This window comes from Shewanella spartinae, from assembly GCF_019457555.1.
GTDB classification, from domain to species: Bacteria; Pseudomonadota; Gammaproteobacteria; order Enterobacterales; family Shewanellaceae; genus Shewanella; species Shewanella loihica.
In genome coordinates this window covers 1,254,222-1,272,956 of the sequence record NZ_CP080418.1, presented here as the reverse complement: position 1 = coordinate 1,272,956, position 18,735 = coordinate 1,254,222, and the positions used below count along the sequence as shown (strand labels likewise).

The window sequence follows — 18,735 nt, the reverse complement described above, 5'->3', positions numbered from 1 at the left end:
CTTTCAAAAATCAAACATCATAGCGCTTCGAGCTCAACATTTTTGTAAGCCATATACCGCGATCTTCTCTAGCAACTCCCTGTGTTCTGGCAGCTCCTTCATCAGGTGCTCACCCACACTCGCTATCTGCCTAGCCTGCGCCTGCCAGGCTTCTCTCTGTTTATTACCTGCAAACTGAGGCGCCGTTGGATAATGCATGCCATAGAGGACATAGAGATAATTCTCTAAATCAAACACCTCAAACTTGCTGAAGAAGTCTTGCCTTATAGGGTAATGGTTTTGCCACAGCTTGAGTCGAGTGGAGAGCTCAATGGGAATCGTTGCCGGATCACGATTATCGACCCAGAACGGCGAATCACTCCTGTCTGACAGGCAGTAGTGCATCTTGATAAATTCGACGACTCGCTCCCAGGCATAGGTCATCACCTGATTAAACTGTTCAGAGAGCAAGGCAAGCGCCTCGCTATCCTTAGGCATGCGATTAGCCACGAAGCCTGCGGCAAAATCGGTCAGCAAGATAGAGGTGGCTTCTAAGGGCTCGAGGAAACCTTGAGCCAATCCCAAGGAGAGGCAATTCTTATGCAAGAACTCCCTGCGATGGCCAAGTTTCATCGGCAAGACTCGGTATTGATACTGGGCGACATCCCGCCCCAGATAACGGGAGAGCTTATTAAGCGCCGTGTCATCATCCATATATTTAGAGGAGTAGACAAACCCGACACCGCGCCTATGGGTCAAGGCGATATCCCATATCCAGCCGGCCTGATGCGCCGTCGCCAGGGTATAAGGCGGGATCGCCTCATTCTCATCGATTGGTACCTGCACTGCTATCGCCTTGTCGGCAAACAGCTGATGAGACTTATCGACAAAGGGCACCTTGAGCGTCTTGTCGATAAGCAAGGATTCAAAGCCACTGCAATCGATAAAAAAATCCGCGCCGATACTGCCCCGGCAATCGGTTTCCAGGGAGGCGATCTCGCCGTTCTCCCTTAGCGTGACCTCTTGCACATTAGCCATGATATGTTCGACGTTGAAACGCCTGATGGCATTGTCGGCAAGCAGCTTGGCAAACTTAGCCGCGTTGAGGTGATAGGCATAGCCAAGCGCTCCCTCATATTCGCTATGGGTGATCCGCTTCGGCGCCCGCCCGGCTTCACACACCTTGTGCTGAGGAGAGACCATGTCGCCGTATGCAGTATTAGTATTATCTAGCCAATGCTGGGTCAGGTCCTCTCCCAGAGGGCTCGGCATATCGAACAGGTGATGATAGAAGTTCCCCGCCCCGTGACGGTCCTTATCCATCCAGTTGACGAACTTGATTGACTGCTTGAAGGTGACGTCACACCGGCGAATAAACTCAGATTCACTAATCCCAAAGCGTTTCAGGCTCTGACGAATGGCGGGCACAGTGCCTTCGCCGACCCCTATTATGGGAATATCGGGAGACTCCACCAGCGTGATGGTCACGTCCTGGCGATGCTCAAGGGCCTTACCCAGGTGATTGGCCGCCAACCAGCCTGCCGTGCCGCCGCCCAATATAAGGATACGCTTAATGTCCATGGTTCACCTCTGCCCTACTCTTGGTCTAATTAAAGGTCGGTGCTAATAACAAGTCGCTGATAAAAAGTTGGTGCTAATAAAAAGCCCAGCATAAGCCGGGCTTTGTACACTCATGTGTCGATTAGAAACGCAGTGCGACACCCACCTTGTATCTCGCTTCGCCTTCGAAGCTCCATACTGGGTAGTTATCTTTAAACTCGGCGATCACATCTGGATTGTCGACTGGCGAGACACCGATCTGGATGCTGTCTTCCTCTGTGAGGTTAACGGCTTCGAAGGTCAGATCCATCCAATCGGTCACGCTGTAGTTCATGCTCAGATCCAGCGAGCCATAGTCTTGGTGCTGACGGTTACCATAGAAACCTGGTAGCTCACGCATCATGTACTCGCTGCGCCAGTTGTAGGCTAGACGCGCAGAGAAGCTTTCCATCTCATAGTAGCCCACAAGGTTAACCGTGTGCTTAGAAGAGTCAGAGAAGACACCCACTTTATCAGGGTAGTTCTCGCCTGGAGAGCCGGCATCGGCGAAGGTATAGTTAACCGAGTAGCCAAGCCCATTTTCGAACGAGTCTTGCAGCTGTAGCTCAACCCCTTCGATATGACCACCGTTAGCATTGTACTTCTCGCTGACAGTCCAGCAGTCATAGACGCCAACACCACAGGCGCTGTAGCCTTGATCTCTGAGGTTATCGTCTTCGATGCCAATCTGTTGATTTAGCTTCTGACGAGTGGTGATGAAAGAGCTCACGTCTTTGATGAAGTAGGTCAAAGAGGCCAGACCCTCACCGCCGAAGTACCATTCCAGGCTCACATCGGCCTGGGTCGCCTTAAATGGCTCCAGAGCAACAGAACCACGGTTAAGCTTCTCGTTGCCTGGCGTGCCATCGTTCAGACCCGGCAGGGTCGAAGTGGCAAACAAGTCTGCGTAGTTAGGACGAGACATCACCTGAGCCGCTGTGGTACGTAGCAAGAGATCCGGTGCTAAGTCGAACGTCACGTTGATGCTTGGCAATACGTCACTGTAGCTCGACTTGTCAGTGCTCAACTCATCGGCGAACTGACCGCTTGAACTCAGCGCATAGTAATCAGACTCGATATCGGTCGAGATGAAGCGTAGACCAAAGTTACCGCGGATCCCTTCTGCCTCGAAGTTAGCCATGGCGTAGGCGGCCAGGTTCTTCTCATTCAGGGTACCGTAACCAGACTTATCGCGGGTAAAACCATCGACAGAGGCTTTAGCGTCGCGGATCATGGCATCGAAATTTGGCTTAGGCAGGGTAAAACCTGCGCCAGATGAGATGGTGCCTGAGTAGTATTCAGAGGCATCTTTAGCCACTATGTCACCCACGATTGCCGCGTCAGTTTGCTGCGTCACGTCATGGTCTGCATAGCGTACACCGGCTTTAATCGAGGTGATGGCACCAAAATCTACCGGGAAGGTCAGGTCGAACTGAGCATAGGTCTCTTCGTCGGTGTTAGGCTGCTTCTTCAGTGCCCAACCAGCAGTTTCTAGCTGACCGTTAAAGTCGCCCGCATCGAAAGACTTGTTGGCGATGTCGATAATGATCTTTTCACCGGTAGCGTCATAGTGACCGGCAAAGTCACCAGGCTGACCGATAGAGTTACCATAGTTAGAGGTTAGGCTAGTACCACCATCTGCCTTGGTGTTACCGACGCGGCCTTCGAGCGTGAAACCTTCACCTTCATATTTGAAGTCTAGGTCATAAGTATCTGACGACATCTCGGCTTCACGAGCCCAAGTCTGTGCCCAGGCAAATCCACCCTCGCCCGTATGGGTAATATCGGTACAAACACCCGCAGCATTGGTCTTATTACAAGAGCTAACGCCTTGCTGTGTCGGGAAGAGGAAGATAGAGGTGTTGGCGTTATTTGCCTTAAGATCCAGGCTAGTAACCGTTAGGCCGAACTCTAAGTTGTCGGTTGGACGATACTGAGCGGCAATGTTGTAGGCGGTGCGCTCACGATCTTGTTGGAAGGTTGTCGGCACAATTTCGCCCCAACCCAACAAGGTTTCGATACCGTTACGCTGATAGTCGGTTTGAGAGCCCGCAGCAGAAACCAGAACACCGAAGGTTTCGGCCTCGTTTGCCCAGCTATACAGGCCAGAGAGCGCAGGATCTGTCGCCTCAGAGACAGTACCATAATCGCCCTTGGCGCTTAAGAAGAGAGTATTGGCATCTAAGTCCAGCGGCTTACGGGTCTTAACAACCACGGTACCACCAATACCACCTTCTGTGATGTCGGCCTGAGAAGACTTATAGACTTCGATGCCACTGATCATCTCGGGTGGCAGCAGAGAATAGTTAAAGCTACGGTCGATAGCCTGTTGGTCAAACCAACCGGTCGAGGCAACCGAGTGACCATTTAACAGGGTGCGAGTTAGCTGAGCAGAGGCACCACGAATCGACACCTGCTGGCCTTGGCCAAACTGGCGGTTAACGGTAACACCAGGAATACGACCCAGTGACTCACCTACGTCGCCATCGGGGAATTTACCTATGTCTTCGGCTGTAACGGCATCGACAACGGCATCAGAAAATCTTTTGGCGTTAATTGACGCCTTCATCGAAGCACGCAGACCACGTACTTCAATTTTTTCAATATTATCAGTATTAACCGCTTCTGCATCGGCCTCTGCCGCTAGAGCAGAAACAGACACTGCACCGCTCATCAGCAGCGCAATATTTGTAGCTAGTACACTTTTCTTAAAAGTAGATGGTCGCATCTCGTTTCCCTTCCATAACTTTATTATCTTTTTTCGTATTCATAACCATCCCCGAAGGAATGACAACGCTGTCATGTGAGTACAAAGATTACACAACAATTAACAGATGCGCCACAACAAAATAACCAAAAGCAGGAATTTCTTTGGATTTATACATTTATTAAACAAAACACGCTCTTTGCATCTTGTTGCAATTCACTGATAAACAAGGATAAAAATCACTAGCTTTCGAAACGGGACAAATGTAATTCGGGATAGAAATCAATTTGATGATTGCTTAATAGCGTAAAACTTAGCAATATTGTCGCCAGGGGAAGTGAGATCTGCTGTGTAACCATACAGTACATTGTTTGAGACATATTTGAATTCTGAAGCAGCTAGACGCTGTGCAGACACAAAGAGTATCCGCTAGATGAAAGTCACCATTAATGACGTCGCCAAATATGCCGGCGTCTCCATAAAAACGGTTTCACGGGTCACAAATAACGAGCCTTCGGTTCGTCAGGCGACGATTGATAAAGTGAATCAGGCGATTGCCGCACTTAATTACCAGCCTAATGTCGCTGCCCGTAATCTAGCCGGTACAAAATCCTATGTGATCGCCTTTGTCTACGACAACCCCAATGCCTACTATGTCATTGATATGCAAAATGGTATTTTGTCTTCCTGTAAGCAAAGAGGCTATGAGCTACTCATCCATCCCTGCGATGCCAAGTCAGATAATATCTGTCAGGAGCTGGTCGATATGGTACGCCATGCCAGGCTGTCAGGCTTGGTATTAACCCCGCCTCTATCGGAAGACCCAAAAGTCTTGGCTGCCTTGGATCAGATTAATGCCAATTATGTACGCATTATTGCAGGGGAAGAGGTGAGCCCAACCGATGGCTTATCGATCCTGGTCAACGATAAACATGGCGCAGTTTCCATCACCCAGCACCTTATCGATCTCGGCCATAAAAATATCGCCTTCCTGAGCGGTGACCATCAGCACGAATCCACCAAGGAACGTCTTGCCGGTTTTAAGGCCGCCTTACAAAGTAATCATCTATCGCTTGACGAGTCCAACATCATCAATGGTCAGTATTCTTTTGAATCGGGTGTTGAAGGCGCTAAAACACTGCTGGCTAAAGCCAATCGACCTACGGCCATAGTCGCCTGTAACGATGAAATTGCCGCGGGGGCTCTCTTCGCGGCTAGGTTAGCAGGGGTAGCAATACCCGACGAACTCTCTATCGTGGGATTCGAGGACAGCCCCTTCTCGAGACAAACCTGGCCTAAGCTAACCACAGTCCATCAACCAAATAAGTTGATAGCACAGACGGCAACCGAATTACTTATTGAGAATCAGGGCAACAAGCAGAGTGAGACGACTCATCAGGTCTTCATTCCTGAGCCAGTACTGAGAGACTCATCGGCAAGCCCAAAGGTCTAGGAATCGGCATCAAACTTTGATTAATGATTATCTACAGACAATAAAAAACCGCTGATATCTCAGCGGTTTTTTTATAACTTTAGACTTAAACGGCTTCTTCGTTCTCTTCGCCGGTACGAATTCGAATCACGCGTTCGACTTCGGTAACAAATATCTTACCGTCACCTATCTTACCCGTTCTCGCAGTATCGACGATGACCTCGAGCGCCTGATCTAGCTGCTCATCTTGAATAACCAGCTCAATTTTTACCTTAGGCAGGAAATCCACCATATACTCGGCGCCGCGGTAGAGCTCCGTGTGCCCTTTCTGGCGTCCAAAACCTTTGACTTCAGAAACCGTCATGCCGGTAATACCGATCTCCGCCAGAGATTCGCGTACATCATCTAACTTAAACGGCTTAATAATGGCCTCGACCTTCTTCATCAAACGCTCCCTAAAATTCTGCTAACCCAATTCGACAAAACCTAAGTTTATTAGGCACTAGCTTACCACGTCCACCCAAACCACCAAAGATGATTATATCGAGAGATGAAATGATTCAATATTCATAGAGCAGAACAATATATGCCCATCGCCTAAACTTGAGCTAACTCTTCTATACTCAATTAACTCGCCCCAAAAACGAGTTCAGGTCATTGCAGGAAGCATAGACTAAATACAGCAAGGAATAGCCATGAAACATCATAATGGATTTACACTCGTAGAGTTAATGGTCACACTCGCCGTTGCGACCATACTCCTCTCGGTTGGCCTACCAAGTCTTACAGATCTCTATCAGGCTTACCGAGCCGACGCCGCGATAAAGATGATTCAACAGACTCTTCAGTTCGCCAGAAATACTGCCATCAACTACGGGCTTAGGGTAACGGTTTGCCCAATAAAAGATAACCAATGTACCAATGACTGGCACCTTGGCCTGGGTGTATTTACCGATTCGGGGACCAGCAACCAGCTCGATGGCACAGACAAATTGTTGATGCAAACAGGTTCATTTGATAGTGGTGACTTTGTCTACTACAACCGCGCCTCTGCTCGTTTTCAACCCGATGGACTTGCATCAGGCAGCAACGGAACTTTAAGGTACTGTCCTGGCTCGGCCAACAGTCCTTATTCCAAAGCTGTTATAGTCAATCAAGCCGGTAGGATACGCTTTTCAAAGGAGAAAAATATCAGCTGCAACCAATAACAGATCCAAAGCTAACGACTCACGCCAATTTTAATCAAGCCGACAAATTATTGGCATTAAAAAGAATAGCTTATATATACTGAAATCCTAAAACTTCTCGTTTATACTAGTGTTAAGTGAATAGAGGATTTTACTCATGATGAAGAATAAAAATGGGTTCACACTGGTTGAGCTCATGGTGACTATTGTCGTTGCAGGAATCATATTAACCATAGGGCTCCCATCTTTAATTTCTGCCTATGAAAGCGTCAGAGTAAATCGCAGTATTGAGCGTATCCATAACTTAATGTCTTTTGCCAGAAATCAGGCAATAAGTTACGGTGCGACAGTCAATGTCTGCCCTTTTGCCTCTGCAACCTCTTGTGGAACAGGGACAAATTGGAAAGGAGGAATTAGAGTCTATCTAACTGACGCGGGGGGAACAGACAAAGAACTAAGAGCAATAGATGGCTTTGACACTAATGACTCTGTCAAGGGTTCCGGCCCATTGATTACCTTTAGCGCAGATGGTTTATCTTCCAGCGGTTCTATTATCTATTGCCCAAATGGCAAGGCAAGCGAATCTCAAAGTGTAACAATAAGTAGCAGTGGCCTCATCTCTTATGGTGCCGATGGAAATAGCTGCTAATTTAAAGTCCCTAATAGCAGGGACTCCTATACCAAAATACTATCTGAGAGTACGTTTATCTACGGCTTTTGCTTTATCGCTTGTAAAGGACTCAGACAGCGGTACACACTCCTCAACCTCTTTAATAAAGTACTTCTTTCCCTTAGCATCTGTTAATTGTTTTCCTGGTAATCCGGCCACTCTAAGTTGTAACTGGCTTTCTTGCCATTGATAAAAAACAACTTGCCCTCCCTTTTTGGCACTAGTAACAAAGCACTTGTATTCTTGCATATTCCCATAAGTTGGAGTTATCAATGCAATCGACATTAGACATATCGTTGTACTAAGCAGCTTAATCATTTCCAACACTCCTTTGACGGACCTTTAACACCTGCATCCGTCATGGTGATAGTTGCACAAGCAGTATCCCGGCTAGCCTGGGAGCCAATAGCTGTGGCGGTTACCCTAAATGTAGCGCCTCCAGTAGAAGTCACTTTATAATGCTCATGCTCTGTAACAAAAGGACTTGCATTCATCCCTAACTTGGTTAGATCACTGGCATAGGTTCTATTATCCAAATAGTACTGCTCTTGAAGGTTTGCAACCTCCATCACGGCAGCCACTCCCTCAGCGCGTCCACTTTTAGTCACATAATCAATGTAGGAAGGATACGCAATTGCAGCTAATATCCCCACTATAGCAACGGTGATCATCACCTCAATCAAAGTAAAACCCTTTAACTTCTGCATTTGTTAGTTGTTCTCATTCAAATGATAATAAATTCTATTGGTACTCAATCCACTACCTAAAGCTACGGTACCTTTACATTCACCGTTTTCACATTCTCCTTTACCCACACCAATGATATAGGCAGTGGAATCTTCACCCTCTTCAGGTTTAGGTATTACTATCTGCGGTGTATCCGGCACCCGTTCACCAATTTCATAATAGGTTTCGCTGTAAGATCTGGTTCCCTTATGCAGGTCAAACACATATAAACGTCCTTGTCCTGCAAAGCCACAAATTCCGGCATCCAAATCGACATCTGTTCGAGTCGGAGGAATGAATGAAGTAAAATAAACTTTTCCGTCAAATATCAGTGACGCTGACAGTGTTTTCTCTCCAGCAACACTATAATCGTAAAACCAACCACGTTTGGTTCCAAAAGTAACATTATCACTCTGAGATGATGGCGCAGCTGTGGTGACATCATACAATTCACTAATGGTTAACGCAGTTGGTGCGTCGGTACTAGTAAAGGTTTTAGTTACAACATTACGATCTTGAAATACATAGAACATGTCATTCGTGGTCATATCAAGTGGATGGGTTCGATTTCCTGTACCTATAGTCACAGCATCATAAGGAACACTCTGATAGGTAAGCTCACCACTATTATTATGAATGTTATTAAACTGCGTCTGTGCAACAGATGGCTCAGCGAAGAACATCCTGTCATTTGGTGAAGTAGAGGTTGCGATAGACGCAAACTTGAACGTAGACCAAGTCGATTGAGTCGATTCTGGCATATCCATACGCCAAATATTTCCGCTAATATCAGCCGCATAAATTCTGTCGGTTATACCGTCATTATTACTGTCTAATACAGCGACCTTATTGGGGATACTAGACATACCTGTAGATGTGAACTTATCAATGTATGCGCCAGAACTCGCATTAACAATATAAACTGCCTCTCCAGCACCTTCACTTGAGGCCATACCACCACCAATAACTAACACAGGATCATCAATACCAGGTACAAAGGTAACAACAGGTTCTGACCAAGATTGACCTAAATCTTCAAATCCAGTTGTATTCGAATCAATCTTCCATTTAAAACTTGGTACGTCCGGATTAGTGATATCCAAGGCATAATAGGAAGTACCACCTCTTCGCATACCAAGGAACACCCAAGCCTTATTGACCTTACCATTTGAATCTGTTTCCGTGTAGGCTACTGGTGATAGGTCCATGCCATACACACTATGAGCTCCCGTTGGATCATTTTGCCTAAGCTTTGAAATGTTCCCCCACAGTTCCTGAGGCAAAAATGCCCATGACTCGGAGACTGTTCCTATAGAATAGTCATCGCTTCCCGCATCAGAATCTTTAAACATGTGAACTAGACCTTGGTTAGTTCCAACTAACACCCTCACGTCTAGATTCTCGCAACTTTGCCCTAACGCTTGTGCAGCAAGACATTCATCACCAACTAAAGGCTTATCACCAAAGTTTATTGCCAATGGCTTAGAATGGAGTGGGTCGCCCATAATGTCTTCTCTGGCATCAGAATGACTACCATCCTTATCATCATCATCGATATCGACGCCATAGAGCCAATCCAAATCGTTTTGTGAATAAGAGGATACAAATGCTGATGCTTCAATTCCTACTAACCCGGAAGCATCATTTGTCTTAATATTTCGGTTCTTTAGCGTCGATCTCAGAACTGGAAGCACACCACCAGAATTAACCTTATTACCATCTAGATTATTTGCAGCACAGGTATTCCAATAAGTACATGTTGAAGAAGCAATATTACCATTGCTATCAATAGCTTTTGTATTCCCTCCGGGGCCAACAATCTCTCCAGAAGAGTTGACTTTCAACTTTTTGAGATTGCCACTCCATCTAGGCCCCTTACTTGGTAAAAACATCGCAAAATAAGCTGAGTTATAGGTCTGCGTTTTATCGAAATTATTACTTGCAATACTTGGAGAAGTAAAAGATGAGTCAATAGAATAAATTGACTTCAGCACTTCATTAAAAGCTTCTTTTAATTCTAAATCATCTTCAGCCTTTTTATAGCCTTTCGAAACGCCTCCTTCCCTTGATGAGCCAGCTCTGTAAGCAGCCTCTTCTAGTAAGGCTGCAGCCCTATCAGCACCAGCTGAAAATCCGATGGTAAACACACGAACATTCTGCTCATGATCTACACCGTTAATGTCTTTCACTCCAACAACTAGATCATTGTTTGCCATATAAGATGCTAAGGCGGGGAAATAACTATCTTCATTCTCTCCTTTATCATTCACAAACGTAAATGCACTATAGTTCCCTTTAGAACTCCCTGTTGAAAATAATGATGCGAGAGCCGGATCTGCATATTTATCTAGTGTTGGTGCGCCATCTGTGATGTAAACAATATATGCAGTATCTGCACACTTTTTAAATGGCGTTGTATAATTTCCTGAAGATATGATACTCGGCGGATCATTTGGCACGTAGCCATCTATTTTCTCATTTCCTTTAGCATTACTGTCTTTATTACCAAATGTTACAGGTCCACCGCTAAAATACTGATACGCTTCATAAAGGGTTTCGCATAAAGGCGTATTCGTTTGCGCAGGCATGCTATTAATCAGTGAAATCAGCGAACTGCGGTTTACATCCGTCATTTCCTTTATATCTGAAACTATTCGCCCGCCATCAGCATTACCTTCTACAGCATGGTTTAGATTAAAAACAGCCAAGCCTGCATCGACTCTAATATCAGACTCAGCCCAATCTTCTAAAACATCTTTTAGTGCAGACTTAGCTACTTCCAAACGAGTGCCTGTTGTGCCGCTATTTTGGCCATCTTCTGTGGTCGTGACCCATTTATACCAAACAAGATAACGAGATGTATAAAGTGTTACAGGAGCCCCTTCTAAAAAAAGCTCCTTCGTCGAATTCTCAATCGTCTCGTTATACATATTTTTGTTGTTAATAGGATATCCTACATCCGATGTTCCTGGATTATTACTATACCCATCAGGTATGCTAACAAAATCTTGATAACAATCGACGATTTGGCCTTTATTGAATCCTTCATTATCGGCCAACGGAACCCAACTCCCAGAATTACCTTTTCCCTTAAACTCTCTTAAAAAACCTGTATATCGTCCTTTATCTTCTAATGCCTTCGCAGCATTTGCACAGTTATTATTGTTAAGATAAAAACGCCTGGAGTCCGTAGGATCATCTGGTGTCGGCGCCAAACTGGTATTGTCAATGCCACCGGCATTCCAATAAATACCTTTTTCATTTATGTAGCCAGAATAAGCTTCAGCATATGCATCAAACTTTTCGCAACCCACTTGACCCGCTGTAGCACAATAGCTACTAACAGCATTTTCGCTTTCCGTGGTCATACTGCCAGAATTATCAAAAATAAATAAAATCTGCGGATACTTACCTGTTACCGCACTATTTTTTATTAAATACAACTCTGTATCATCAGCAAGTGATACGCCTGAAGCCACTGTAGCCGCCATAACTGTGCTGCATAGTAATTTCTTAAACATAATCCTAGTTTCCTGTAAGTACTTGCTGTTCGATGCCGGAAGCCACTGTTAGAGAGCCAAGGTTATCTCGGCCAAAAACGGCAGTACTGGTAACCTGAGCACGACGACAACTCACTAAATTAGCCCCTGTCGCATTGGTCGTTCTTTGACAGCCAACATCCTTAACGGCCGCCTCAGGGAGTGGGGTTATCACTTGCGTACTACTAAAGGTCGTCTCTGTGACCTTATTAGAAAGATTGGCAAAAGCGGCACCAGAATAATTATCAATAACTTGCGAAAGCCCACCGTCAGCTATTGCCTTAGCTTCAATTCTTTCAGAGCCAGCACCAGACATGCGAAGAGACTGTGTAGAGTTAACAGCTAACGCGACACCTATTACAGTCATGATAATGAGAATTATCAGGGAAAGAAAAAGTACTATCCCCTGCTGTTTTTTCATCATCTTTAGCTCCTTATTAGTACTGGGTTTTCCAATACCACCGTTGTCGACATAACCTTACGTCTAAAATTATCTTTGATAGGCTGTATCTGCTTATCACCCAATTGATAGGTGGTCTCATTCGTATATGATGGGTCATTCTGGACAGAACGAACCAAAACAAAAACTTTTATCGCAACCAAACGCTGAAATGATTCGTTATCCCACATTAGCGAGGTCACTTGGGATTCGGGAATGTAGCGATCTGGCGTGCTATCGCCATCATTATCAAATCCATAAAGGAAACGAACATTTTCTATTCCTTCCACTAATTGCTCAAAGTTATTCATTCCCTTATTTGTTAGAGTAATTCGTCGTAATACTGGAGTACCTGCTGCATCATCTGCAATATAGTAAACATGATGCTGATATTCCCAGATCCTAGGATTGGTTAGGGCTGCTACAGGGTTAGCACCGACGAAAAATGCAACTTCACTAGAGTTCGTAGCAGCAAATATGGCATCACTATTACCATTTGCTACATTGGGCCCGATAAAGCGTTTCATCTGTAATACATCGGTATTTTTATTAACCGTCACACCAGCCAAGCAGCTTAAAGAGCTACCTCCAACGCCACTTTCGTATCCCCACAACCGCCTGAAATGAGCAGGTTGCGTATTAGGAAGCGTCGCATTATTTAATCCAGCGCCAACACAATCAATGAAACCTGATGTGGGCACTTCAAGTACAGTGTTTGTCCCAACAACAAAATCCGTCCCCGTAATATCCCCCATAAATCCAAGCTGAGAGATATCTCGCTCCATTATGGCAAGCGCTATCCGTCCATTTTCTTGCAATTGATTAAACTGGCTCGTAGTCGTTACATTCGAAGACGACATACTAAACATGGTAAAAAGGCCAGCCGATAAAAACAGACTTATAACTAGAGCGACCATCATCTCTACAAGTGACAGGCCCTTTTGTTTATTTTTTATTTTCAAAGCCATATCCATCTAGATGATCACTGTTTGTATTGAGTAAAGACGACGTCGATTGCTTGCTGTGCCGCAATCACCCGAGCTTCCTGCATCAGAGGTAGCTCTTATCCCTTTCCACGCCATAACAACATTTACGGTATTCCCATTAACCGTAACGCAAGCTGTCGGAGTATCAAGTCCTCCTACATTTTGCCCTCCCACGACCTCAGCCGCACCGATAAACGCTGAACGCCACTCATATAAATCCCAAGCGACAGTCTGAGAGGGAGAGCATAAGGCTGCGCCAGTACAGGCGGGATTTGGCAGAGTTGGCGCGCCACTATAGGTGCCTGCATAATTTGCTAACTGGCTAGGATTTAACTTCATGCGATTGATAATATCGTTGGCGTAGTATGAAGCCTGGGTCTGTTGAAAAGACTCGAAGCTGCCTCGCTTAGAAACAACGTGTAGATTAAATATGCCGATCAGGCCAATAACAAGAATGACGAGCGAAACCATCACCTCTATTAGGGAAAACCCTTTCCCACGTTTTACCATGATGTCAAATCTCCGATATTAGCCATACTTTTGACAGTCGTTTCAGTCGTTTAGTCTTTTAAAATCTGAAAGTTAGCATAACTTTAAACTATACTAGTTAATCATAGATTAGTCGAATGTTACTCGCTAGTAATATTAGGTCTAAAAAGGAAATTCGATATGCCACAGGAAATTTTTAGGCAATAAAAAAGGAGGCCTTAGCCTCCTTTTCCTACCAAAACAGCAAGATATCTAGCGTAATTCAGCCGGTACGGCAAATACGGTATCTTCTTTACGCCCTTCCACCTCAGTGATCACACTAGGTGCCAACTTGGCGATTGCATCGATAACCTGTTGTACCAACACCTCCGGCGCCGATGCGCCAGCGGTAACGGCAACCTTTTCGATATCGTTAAACCATTCGGGTTTAATGTCGTCGGCATTATCCACAAGATAAGACTGTGTGCCCTTCTTAATGGCCAGTTCCATCAAACGATTCGAGTTGGAGCTGTTCTTAGAACCCACCACAATGAAGAGGTCGACGTCATCGGCGACGTTACGCACCGCATCTTGTCGGTTCTGGGTCGCGTAGCAGATATCGTCCTTACGTGGTCCCTGGATTGACGGGAAACGCTTCTGCAAAGCAGCTATCACGTCTGCAGTATCGTCCATAGACAAAGTCGTCTGCGTCACGAAGCAGAGGTTTTCCGGGTCTTTCACCACTAAGGCTTCAACATCGGCCGGCGACTCCACCAACAACACGCCGCCCTCAGGGTTGTCGTATTGTCCCATGGTGCCTTCAACCTCAGGGTGGCCCGCATGGCCGATAAGGATACATTCAATACCCTTACGGCTGGCACGAGTGACCTGCAGATGCACCTTGGTCACCAATGGGCAGGTGGCATCGAATACTCGCAGGCCACGTTTTTTCGCCTCGGCACGAACCGCCTGGGATACACCGTGAGCACTGAAGATAACTATGCTGTCATCCGGCACTTGGTCTAGTTCGTCGACAAATACCGCGCCCCTGTCTTTGAGGTTTTGCACAACATATCGATTATGCACCACTTCATGACGTACATAAATTGGCGGCGAGAACAGCTCTAGCGCCCTCTCGACTATGCTGATGGCCCGATCGACACCGGCACAAAAACCTCGCGGGTTGGCCAGTTTAATCTGCAGACTTTGAGGAGGTTGCGCCATGATTAGAGCTCCTGAACCACTTCCAATTCAAATGTCACCGCCCGGCCCGCCAATGGATGGTTAAGATCGACGGTTACCGAATCCCCAACTACCTCGCGGACGATACCTGGGATCTCACTGCCACCAGGACCGGCGAAACTGACGATAACGCCCGTTTCGAGCTGCATATCCGCAGGAAACTTACTCCTGTCCATATGGTGGATAGCATCCGGGTTAGACTCGCCAAAGGCATCCGCAGCAGCCAGGGTAAAGCTATGCTTATCCCCTTGCTTGAGATTCGAAAGCTCGGCCTCAAATGCCGGGCTTAGACTCTGGTCGCCAATGTTTAACTTGGCCGGTTTACCAGAGGCTTTTGTGCTATCTGCAGTCGAACCATCTTCTAGCAGGATATTCATATGGCACAATAATGAACGTGTAACAGTCACTTCTTACCCCTTTGCAACGTCTTCGCCATTTGGCTTACGCTCTGAAATAAACGAATCCAAGATGATGAGTCCGGCACCGACACAGATCGCCGAATCGGCAATGTTGAAGGCGGGGAAATGGCTCGTCTTCCAATAAAAGTCGAGAAAATCGACCACAAAGCCATGTTGCAAGCGATCAATTAAATTCCCCAGCGCACCACCAATCACTAAGGTATAGGCCAGATTTAAGCGCCATAATCCTTTCGATTGCTTACGCAGCCAGACTGTCAGCAAGGTACTAAAACCGACGGCAACCAGGGTAAACAACCAACGCTGCCACCCACCGGCATCATTTAAAAAGCTAAAGGCGGCGCCATAATTTCTCACATAGGTGAAATTAAAAAATGGCAGTAAGTTGATTGACTCTCTCAGGTCAAAATTGGCTAGTACCCATTGTTTGGATAGTTGATCGGCAACGAACACCAATACAACTACCCAATACCAACGTAAGCCACTCTCTTTCCAGCTAGATGGCATTCGATTCCCTTATGCAAACTGGCGAACTTCGCCATCACCTTCGATGTTGGTCACACAGCGTGTACACAGCAGTGGGTGCGCTTCAACCTGTCCCACATCTTCTCTGTGATGCCAGCAGCGATCGCACTTGGCCGCCTCTGTCTTAGCCACTAATAGCTTAAGACCAGCCAGCTCTGTCTCGACCGCATCGTCACTGGCACTCGCCAGCGGAGCAATCTGAGTATTAGAGGTCAACAGCACGAAGCGCAGCTCATCCCCCAACAGCGCCAGAGACTCTGTTAAGGCCTCATCGGCATAGAGAGTCACTTCGGCTTCTAACGAGCCGCCGACACGCTGCTCGCGGCGCGCCTGCTCGATGGCCTTGTTCACCTCATCACGTACTGTGATGAGATTTGCCCAATACTCGTCGCTCAGGTCACTATCTAGGGTCACAGAGACCAGGCCTTCGAACCAAGTCTGAGTAAAGACAAACTCTTCACGCTCACCCGGCAGCGATTGCCATACCTCATCGGCGGTAAAGCTCAGGATTGGCGCGATCCAGCGCACCATGGCTTCTGCGATCAGGAACAGCGCGCTCTGACAGCTACGACGTGCCAGGCTGTCGCGCTTAGCCGTGTACTGTCTGTCTTTAATGATATCCAGGTAGAAGCTGCCAAGCTCAACAGAGCAGAACTGCATTAGCTTCTGGGTCACTAGGTGGAAGTTATATTGCTCGTAAGCCTCTAAGATCTCGGTTTGCAAGGCTGCGGCGCGGCGCACCACCCAGCGATCCAGAGCAACCATATCTTCGATGGCAACTGTGTCGTTTACGGGATCGAAACCATTCAGGTTAGCCAGCAGGAAACGCGCCGTGTTACGGATACGACGGTAAGCATCGGCGCTGCGCTTGAGGATCTCATCAGACACTGTCATCTCACCGCTATAATCGGTCGCTGCCACCCATAGACGCAGAATGTCGGCGCCTAGCTTGTTAGTGACTTGCAGCGGTGCGATCACGTTACCGATCGACTTAGACATCTTACGGCCCTGACCATCCACGGTGAAACCATGGGTCAATACCTGCTTGTAAGGCGCCTTGCCATTCATGGCGGTAGAGATCATCAGTGATGACATGAACCAACCACGGTGCTGGTCGCTACCTTCCAGGTAGAGATCCACCGGATGACCATTGTATTCAGGACGAGCGGCAACCACAGATGAGAAGGTAGAGCCTGAGTCATACCATACATCTAGGGTGTCTGTGACCTTACGGTATTGGTCGGCTTCTTCGCCTAACAGCTCTGCGGCGTCGAGATCCCACCAGGCCTGAATGCCTTCTTGTTCGATGCGATGGGCAACGCGCTCCATCAGGGCAACGCTGTCAGGGTGCAGCTCTTCGGTATCACGGTGTACGAACAGGGTAATAGGCACGCCCCAGGTACGTTGACGTGAGATACACCAGTCTGGACGATTCTCGACCATCTTCTCGATGCGGCTCTGACCCCAGTCAGGGATCCATTGCGTCTTCTCGATCTCGCTCAGCGACTGAGTACGTAAACCTTTTTGGTCCATAGAGATGAACCACTGCGGCGTCGCGCGGAAGATAATAGGTGTCTTATGGCGCCAGCAATGTGGGTAGCTGTGACGATAAGCCACATGATTCAGAAGTGCGCCCTTCTCTTCGAGTAGTGCAACCACATTATCGTTGGCTTTAAAGACATGTTGGCCGGCGAAGAACTCGGTATCTGGCTTGTAGACACCGTTATCCCCTACAGGGTTAGCCACTTCCAGACCATATTTTTGACCGATAACAAAGTCGTCCTGACCGTGGCCAGGCGCCGTGTGTACTACACCGGTACCCGAATCGACAGTGACGTGATCGCCAATGATGACAGGCACATCAAAATCATAGAAAGGATGCTTAAAGCGCAACAGCTCCAGCGCCTGACCTTTGACTGTGCCCAGCACGCTGTGCGACTCGGCGCCGTAACGCTCGATGCAAGACTCAGCCAGCTCCTGCGCCACAATAATCGCGCGCTTGCTGCCATCTTTAGTGAACTCAACCAAATCGTAATCGATATCACCAGCCATTGAGAGGCCGCGGTTAGCAGGCAGTGTCCAAGGCGTTGTGGTCCAAATAACGGTCGCCACTTCGGCGTCACATTGCTCCAGACCGAATTTAGCCAGAACTGCTGCTTGATCGACAGCCACAAAGGCAACATCGATTGCAGGTGAAGTCTTATCTTCATATTCGACTTCCGCTTCAGCCAGTGCAGAACCACAATCGGTACACCAGTGCACCGGCTTAACACCTTTATGCAGGTGGCCGTTGTCGATCACCTTAGCCAAAGAGCGAACTATGTTGGCCTCGGTGTCGAAGTTCATGGTGAGATAAGGATTTTGCCAGTCGCCCAGCACGCCAAGACGGATAAAGTCTTCACGCTGGCCGTCTACCTGAACAGCAGCGTATTCGCGACACTTCTGACGGAACTCGGCCGCAGACACCTTCTGGCCAGGCTTACCCACTTTCTGCTCGACCTTAAGCTCGATTGGCAGACCGTGACAGTCCCAACCTGGAATATAAGGCGCGTCAAAACCCGACAGGGTCTTAGACTTGATAATAATGTCTTTAAGGATCTTATTTACTGAGTGACCAATATGAATGCTACCATTAGCGTACGGTGGGCCATCATGCAGAATGAATGGCTTGGCACCTGTGCGGCTTTCACGAATCTTTTGGTACAGTTTCTTTTCTGTCCAAGATTTCAACATCTCTGGCTCACGCTGTGCCAGATTACCACGCATCGGAAACTCAGTTTCCGGCAAGTTTAAAGTAGATTTATAGTCGCTCATTGATCC

16 protein-coding genes are annotated in these 18,735 nt (G+C 47.1%); 3 read left to right on the top strand and 13 right to left on the bottom strand.

Going from position 1 to position 18,735, the window contains the following annotated elements; genetic code table 11:
* Positions 1 to 33: 33 nt before the first annotated feature.
* Entirely contained in the window at positions 34 to 1,560 is a 1,527-nt protein-coding gene (locus K0I31_RS05615) for a tryptophan halogenase family protein (protein WP_220080181.1), read from the bottom strand.
* 121 nt (positions 1,561 to 1,681) lie between these two features.
* Complete coding sequence (locus K0I31_RS05610; protein ID WP_220080180.1) at positions 1,682 to 4,306, bottom strand: TonB-dependent receptor; 2,625 nt, start codon at positions 4,304 to 4,306, stop codon at positions 1,682 to 1,684.
* 412 nt (positions 4,307 to 4,718) lie between these two features.
* On the opposite strand from K0I31_RS05610, the gene K0I31_RS05605 reads away from it, so the two are divergent.
* Positions 4,719 to 5,738: a LacI family DNA-binding transcriptional regulator gene (locus tag K0I31_RS05605; protein ID WP_220080179.1), complete on the top strand. Its 1,020-nt coding sequence runs from the start codon at positions 4,719 to 4,721 to the stop codon at positions 5,736 to 5,738.
* An 85-nt stretch (positions 5,739 to 5,823) separates the two neighbouring features.
* Here the strand turns inward: K0I31_RS05605 and K0I31_RS05600 are convergent, their stop codons facing one another.
* On the bottom strand, positions 5,824 to 6,162 hold the full coding sequence (locus K0I31_RS05600) for a P-II family nitrogen regulator (protein WP_011864914.1): 339 nt from the start codon (positions 6,160 to 6,162) through the stop codon (positions 5,824 to 5,826).
* Positions 6,163 to 6,412: 250 nt separating this feature from the next.
* On the opposite strand from K0I31_RS05600, the gene K0I31_RS05595 reads away from it, so the two are divergent.
* Both K0I31_RS05595 and K0I31_RS05590 read left to right on the top strand, forming a co-directional pair.
* Positions 6,413 to 6,925, top strand: coding sequence for a GspH/FimT family pseudopilin (locus tag K0I31_RS05595; protein ID WP_220080178.1), 513 nt, complete (start codon positions 6,413 to 6,415; stop codon positions 6,923 to 6,925).
* Positions 6,926 to 7,061: 136 nt separating this feature from the next.
* On the top strand, positions 7,062 to 7,553 hold the full coding sequence (locus K0I31_RS05590) for a GspH/FimT family pseudopilin (RefSeq protein ID WP_011864912.1): 492 nt from the start codon (positions 7,062 to 7,064) through the stop codon (positions 7,551 to 7,553).
* Between the two features lie 39 nt (positions 7,554 to 7,592).
* Here the strand turns inward: K0I31_RS05590 and K0I31_RS05585 are convergent, their stop codons facing one another.
* From K0I31_RS05585 to ileS, 10 genes are all read right to left on the bottom strand, one after another.
* On the bottom strand, positions 7,593 to 7,892 hold the full coding sequence (locus K0I31_RS05585; protein ID WP_220080177.1) for a TapY2 family type IVa secretion system protein: 300 nt from the start codon (positions 7,890 to 7,892) through the stop codon (positions 7,593 to 7,595).
* Complete coding sequence (locus tag K0I31_RS05580) at positions 7,889 to 8,281, bottom strand: type IV pilin protein (protein WP_220080176.1); 393 nt, start codon at positions 8,279 to 8,281, stop codon at positions 7,889 to 7,891. The genes K0I31_RS05585 and K0I31_RS05580 overlap by 4 nt, the downstream gene beginning before the upstream one ends.
* Before the next feature lie 3 nt (positions 8,282 to 8,284).
* Positions 8,285 to 11,821: a pilus assembly protein gene (locus K0I31_RS05575; RefSeq protein WP_220080175.1), complete on the bottom strand. Its 3,537-nt coding sequence runs from the start codon at positions 11,819 to 11,821 to the stop codon at positions 8,285 to 8,287.
* Positions 11,822 to 11,825: 4 nt separating this feature from the next.
* The gene (locus tag K0I31_RS05570) at positions 11,826 to 12,260 is read right to left on the bottom strand and encodes a pilus assembly PilX N-terminal domain-containing protein (RefSeq protein ID WP_220080781.1); all 435 of its coding nucleotides are present in this window, start codon (positions 12,258 to 12,260) and stop codon (positions 11,826 to 11,828) included.
* A 5-nt stretch (positions 12,261 to 12,265) separates the two neighbouring features.
* Positions 12,266 to 13,252, bottom strand: coding sequence for a PilW family protein (locus tag K0I31_RS05565; RefSeq protein ID WP_434086636.1), 987 nt, complete (start codon positions 13,250 to 13,252; stop codon positions 12,266 to 12,268).
* Entirely contained in the window at positions 13,253 to 13,774 is a 522-nt protein-coding gene (gene pilV, locus K0I31_RS05560; RefSeq protein ID WP_220080174.1) for a type IV pilus modification protein PilV, read from the bottom strand.
* A gap of 231 nt (positions 13,775 to 14,005) precedes the next feature.
* Complete coding sequence (gene ispH / locus K0I31_RS05555) at positions 14,006 to 14,935, bottom strand: 4-hydroxy-3-methylbut-2-enyl diphosphate reductase (RefSeq protein ID WP_186300593.1); 930 nt, start codon at positions 14,933 to 14,935, stop codon at positions 14,006 to 14,008.
* Between the two features lie 23 nt (positions 14,936 to 14,958).
* Positions 14,959 to 15,381: an FKBP-type peptidyl-prolyl cis-trans isomerase gene (fkpB, locus tag K0I31_RS05550; RefSeq protein WP_011864905.1), complete on the bottom strand. Its 423-nt coding sequence runs from the start codon at positions 15,379 to 15,381 to the stop codon at positions 14,959 to 14,961.
* A gap of 3 nt (positions 15,382 to 15,384) precedes the next feature.
* Positions 15,385 to 15,897, bottom strand: coding sequence for a signal peptidase II (lspA, locus tag K0I31_RS05545; RefSeq protein WP_220080173.1), 513 nt, complete (start codon positions 15,895 to 15,897; stop codon positions 15,385 to 15,387).
* 9 nt (positions 15,898 to 15,906) lie between these two features.
* Positions 15,907 to 18,729 (bottom strand): isoleucine--tRNA ligase, encoded by a 2,823-nt coding sequence (ileS, locus tag K0I31_RS05540; RefSeq protein WP_220080172.1) that lies wholly within the window; start codon positions 18,727 to 18,729, stop codon positions 15,907 to 15,909.
* Positions 18,730 to 18,735 lie beyond the last annotated feature (6 nt).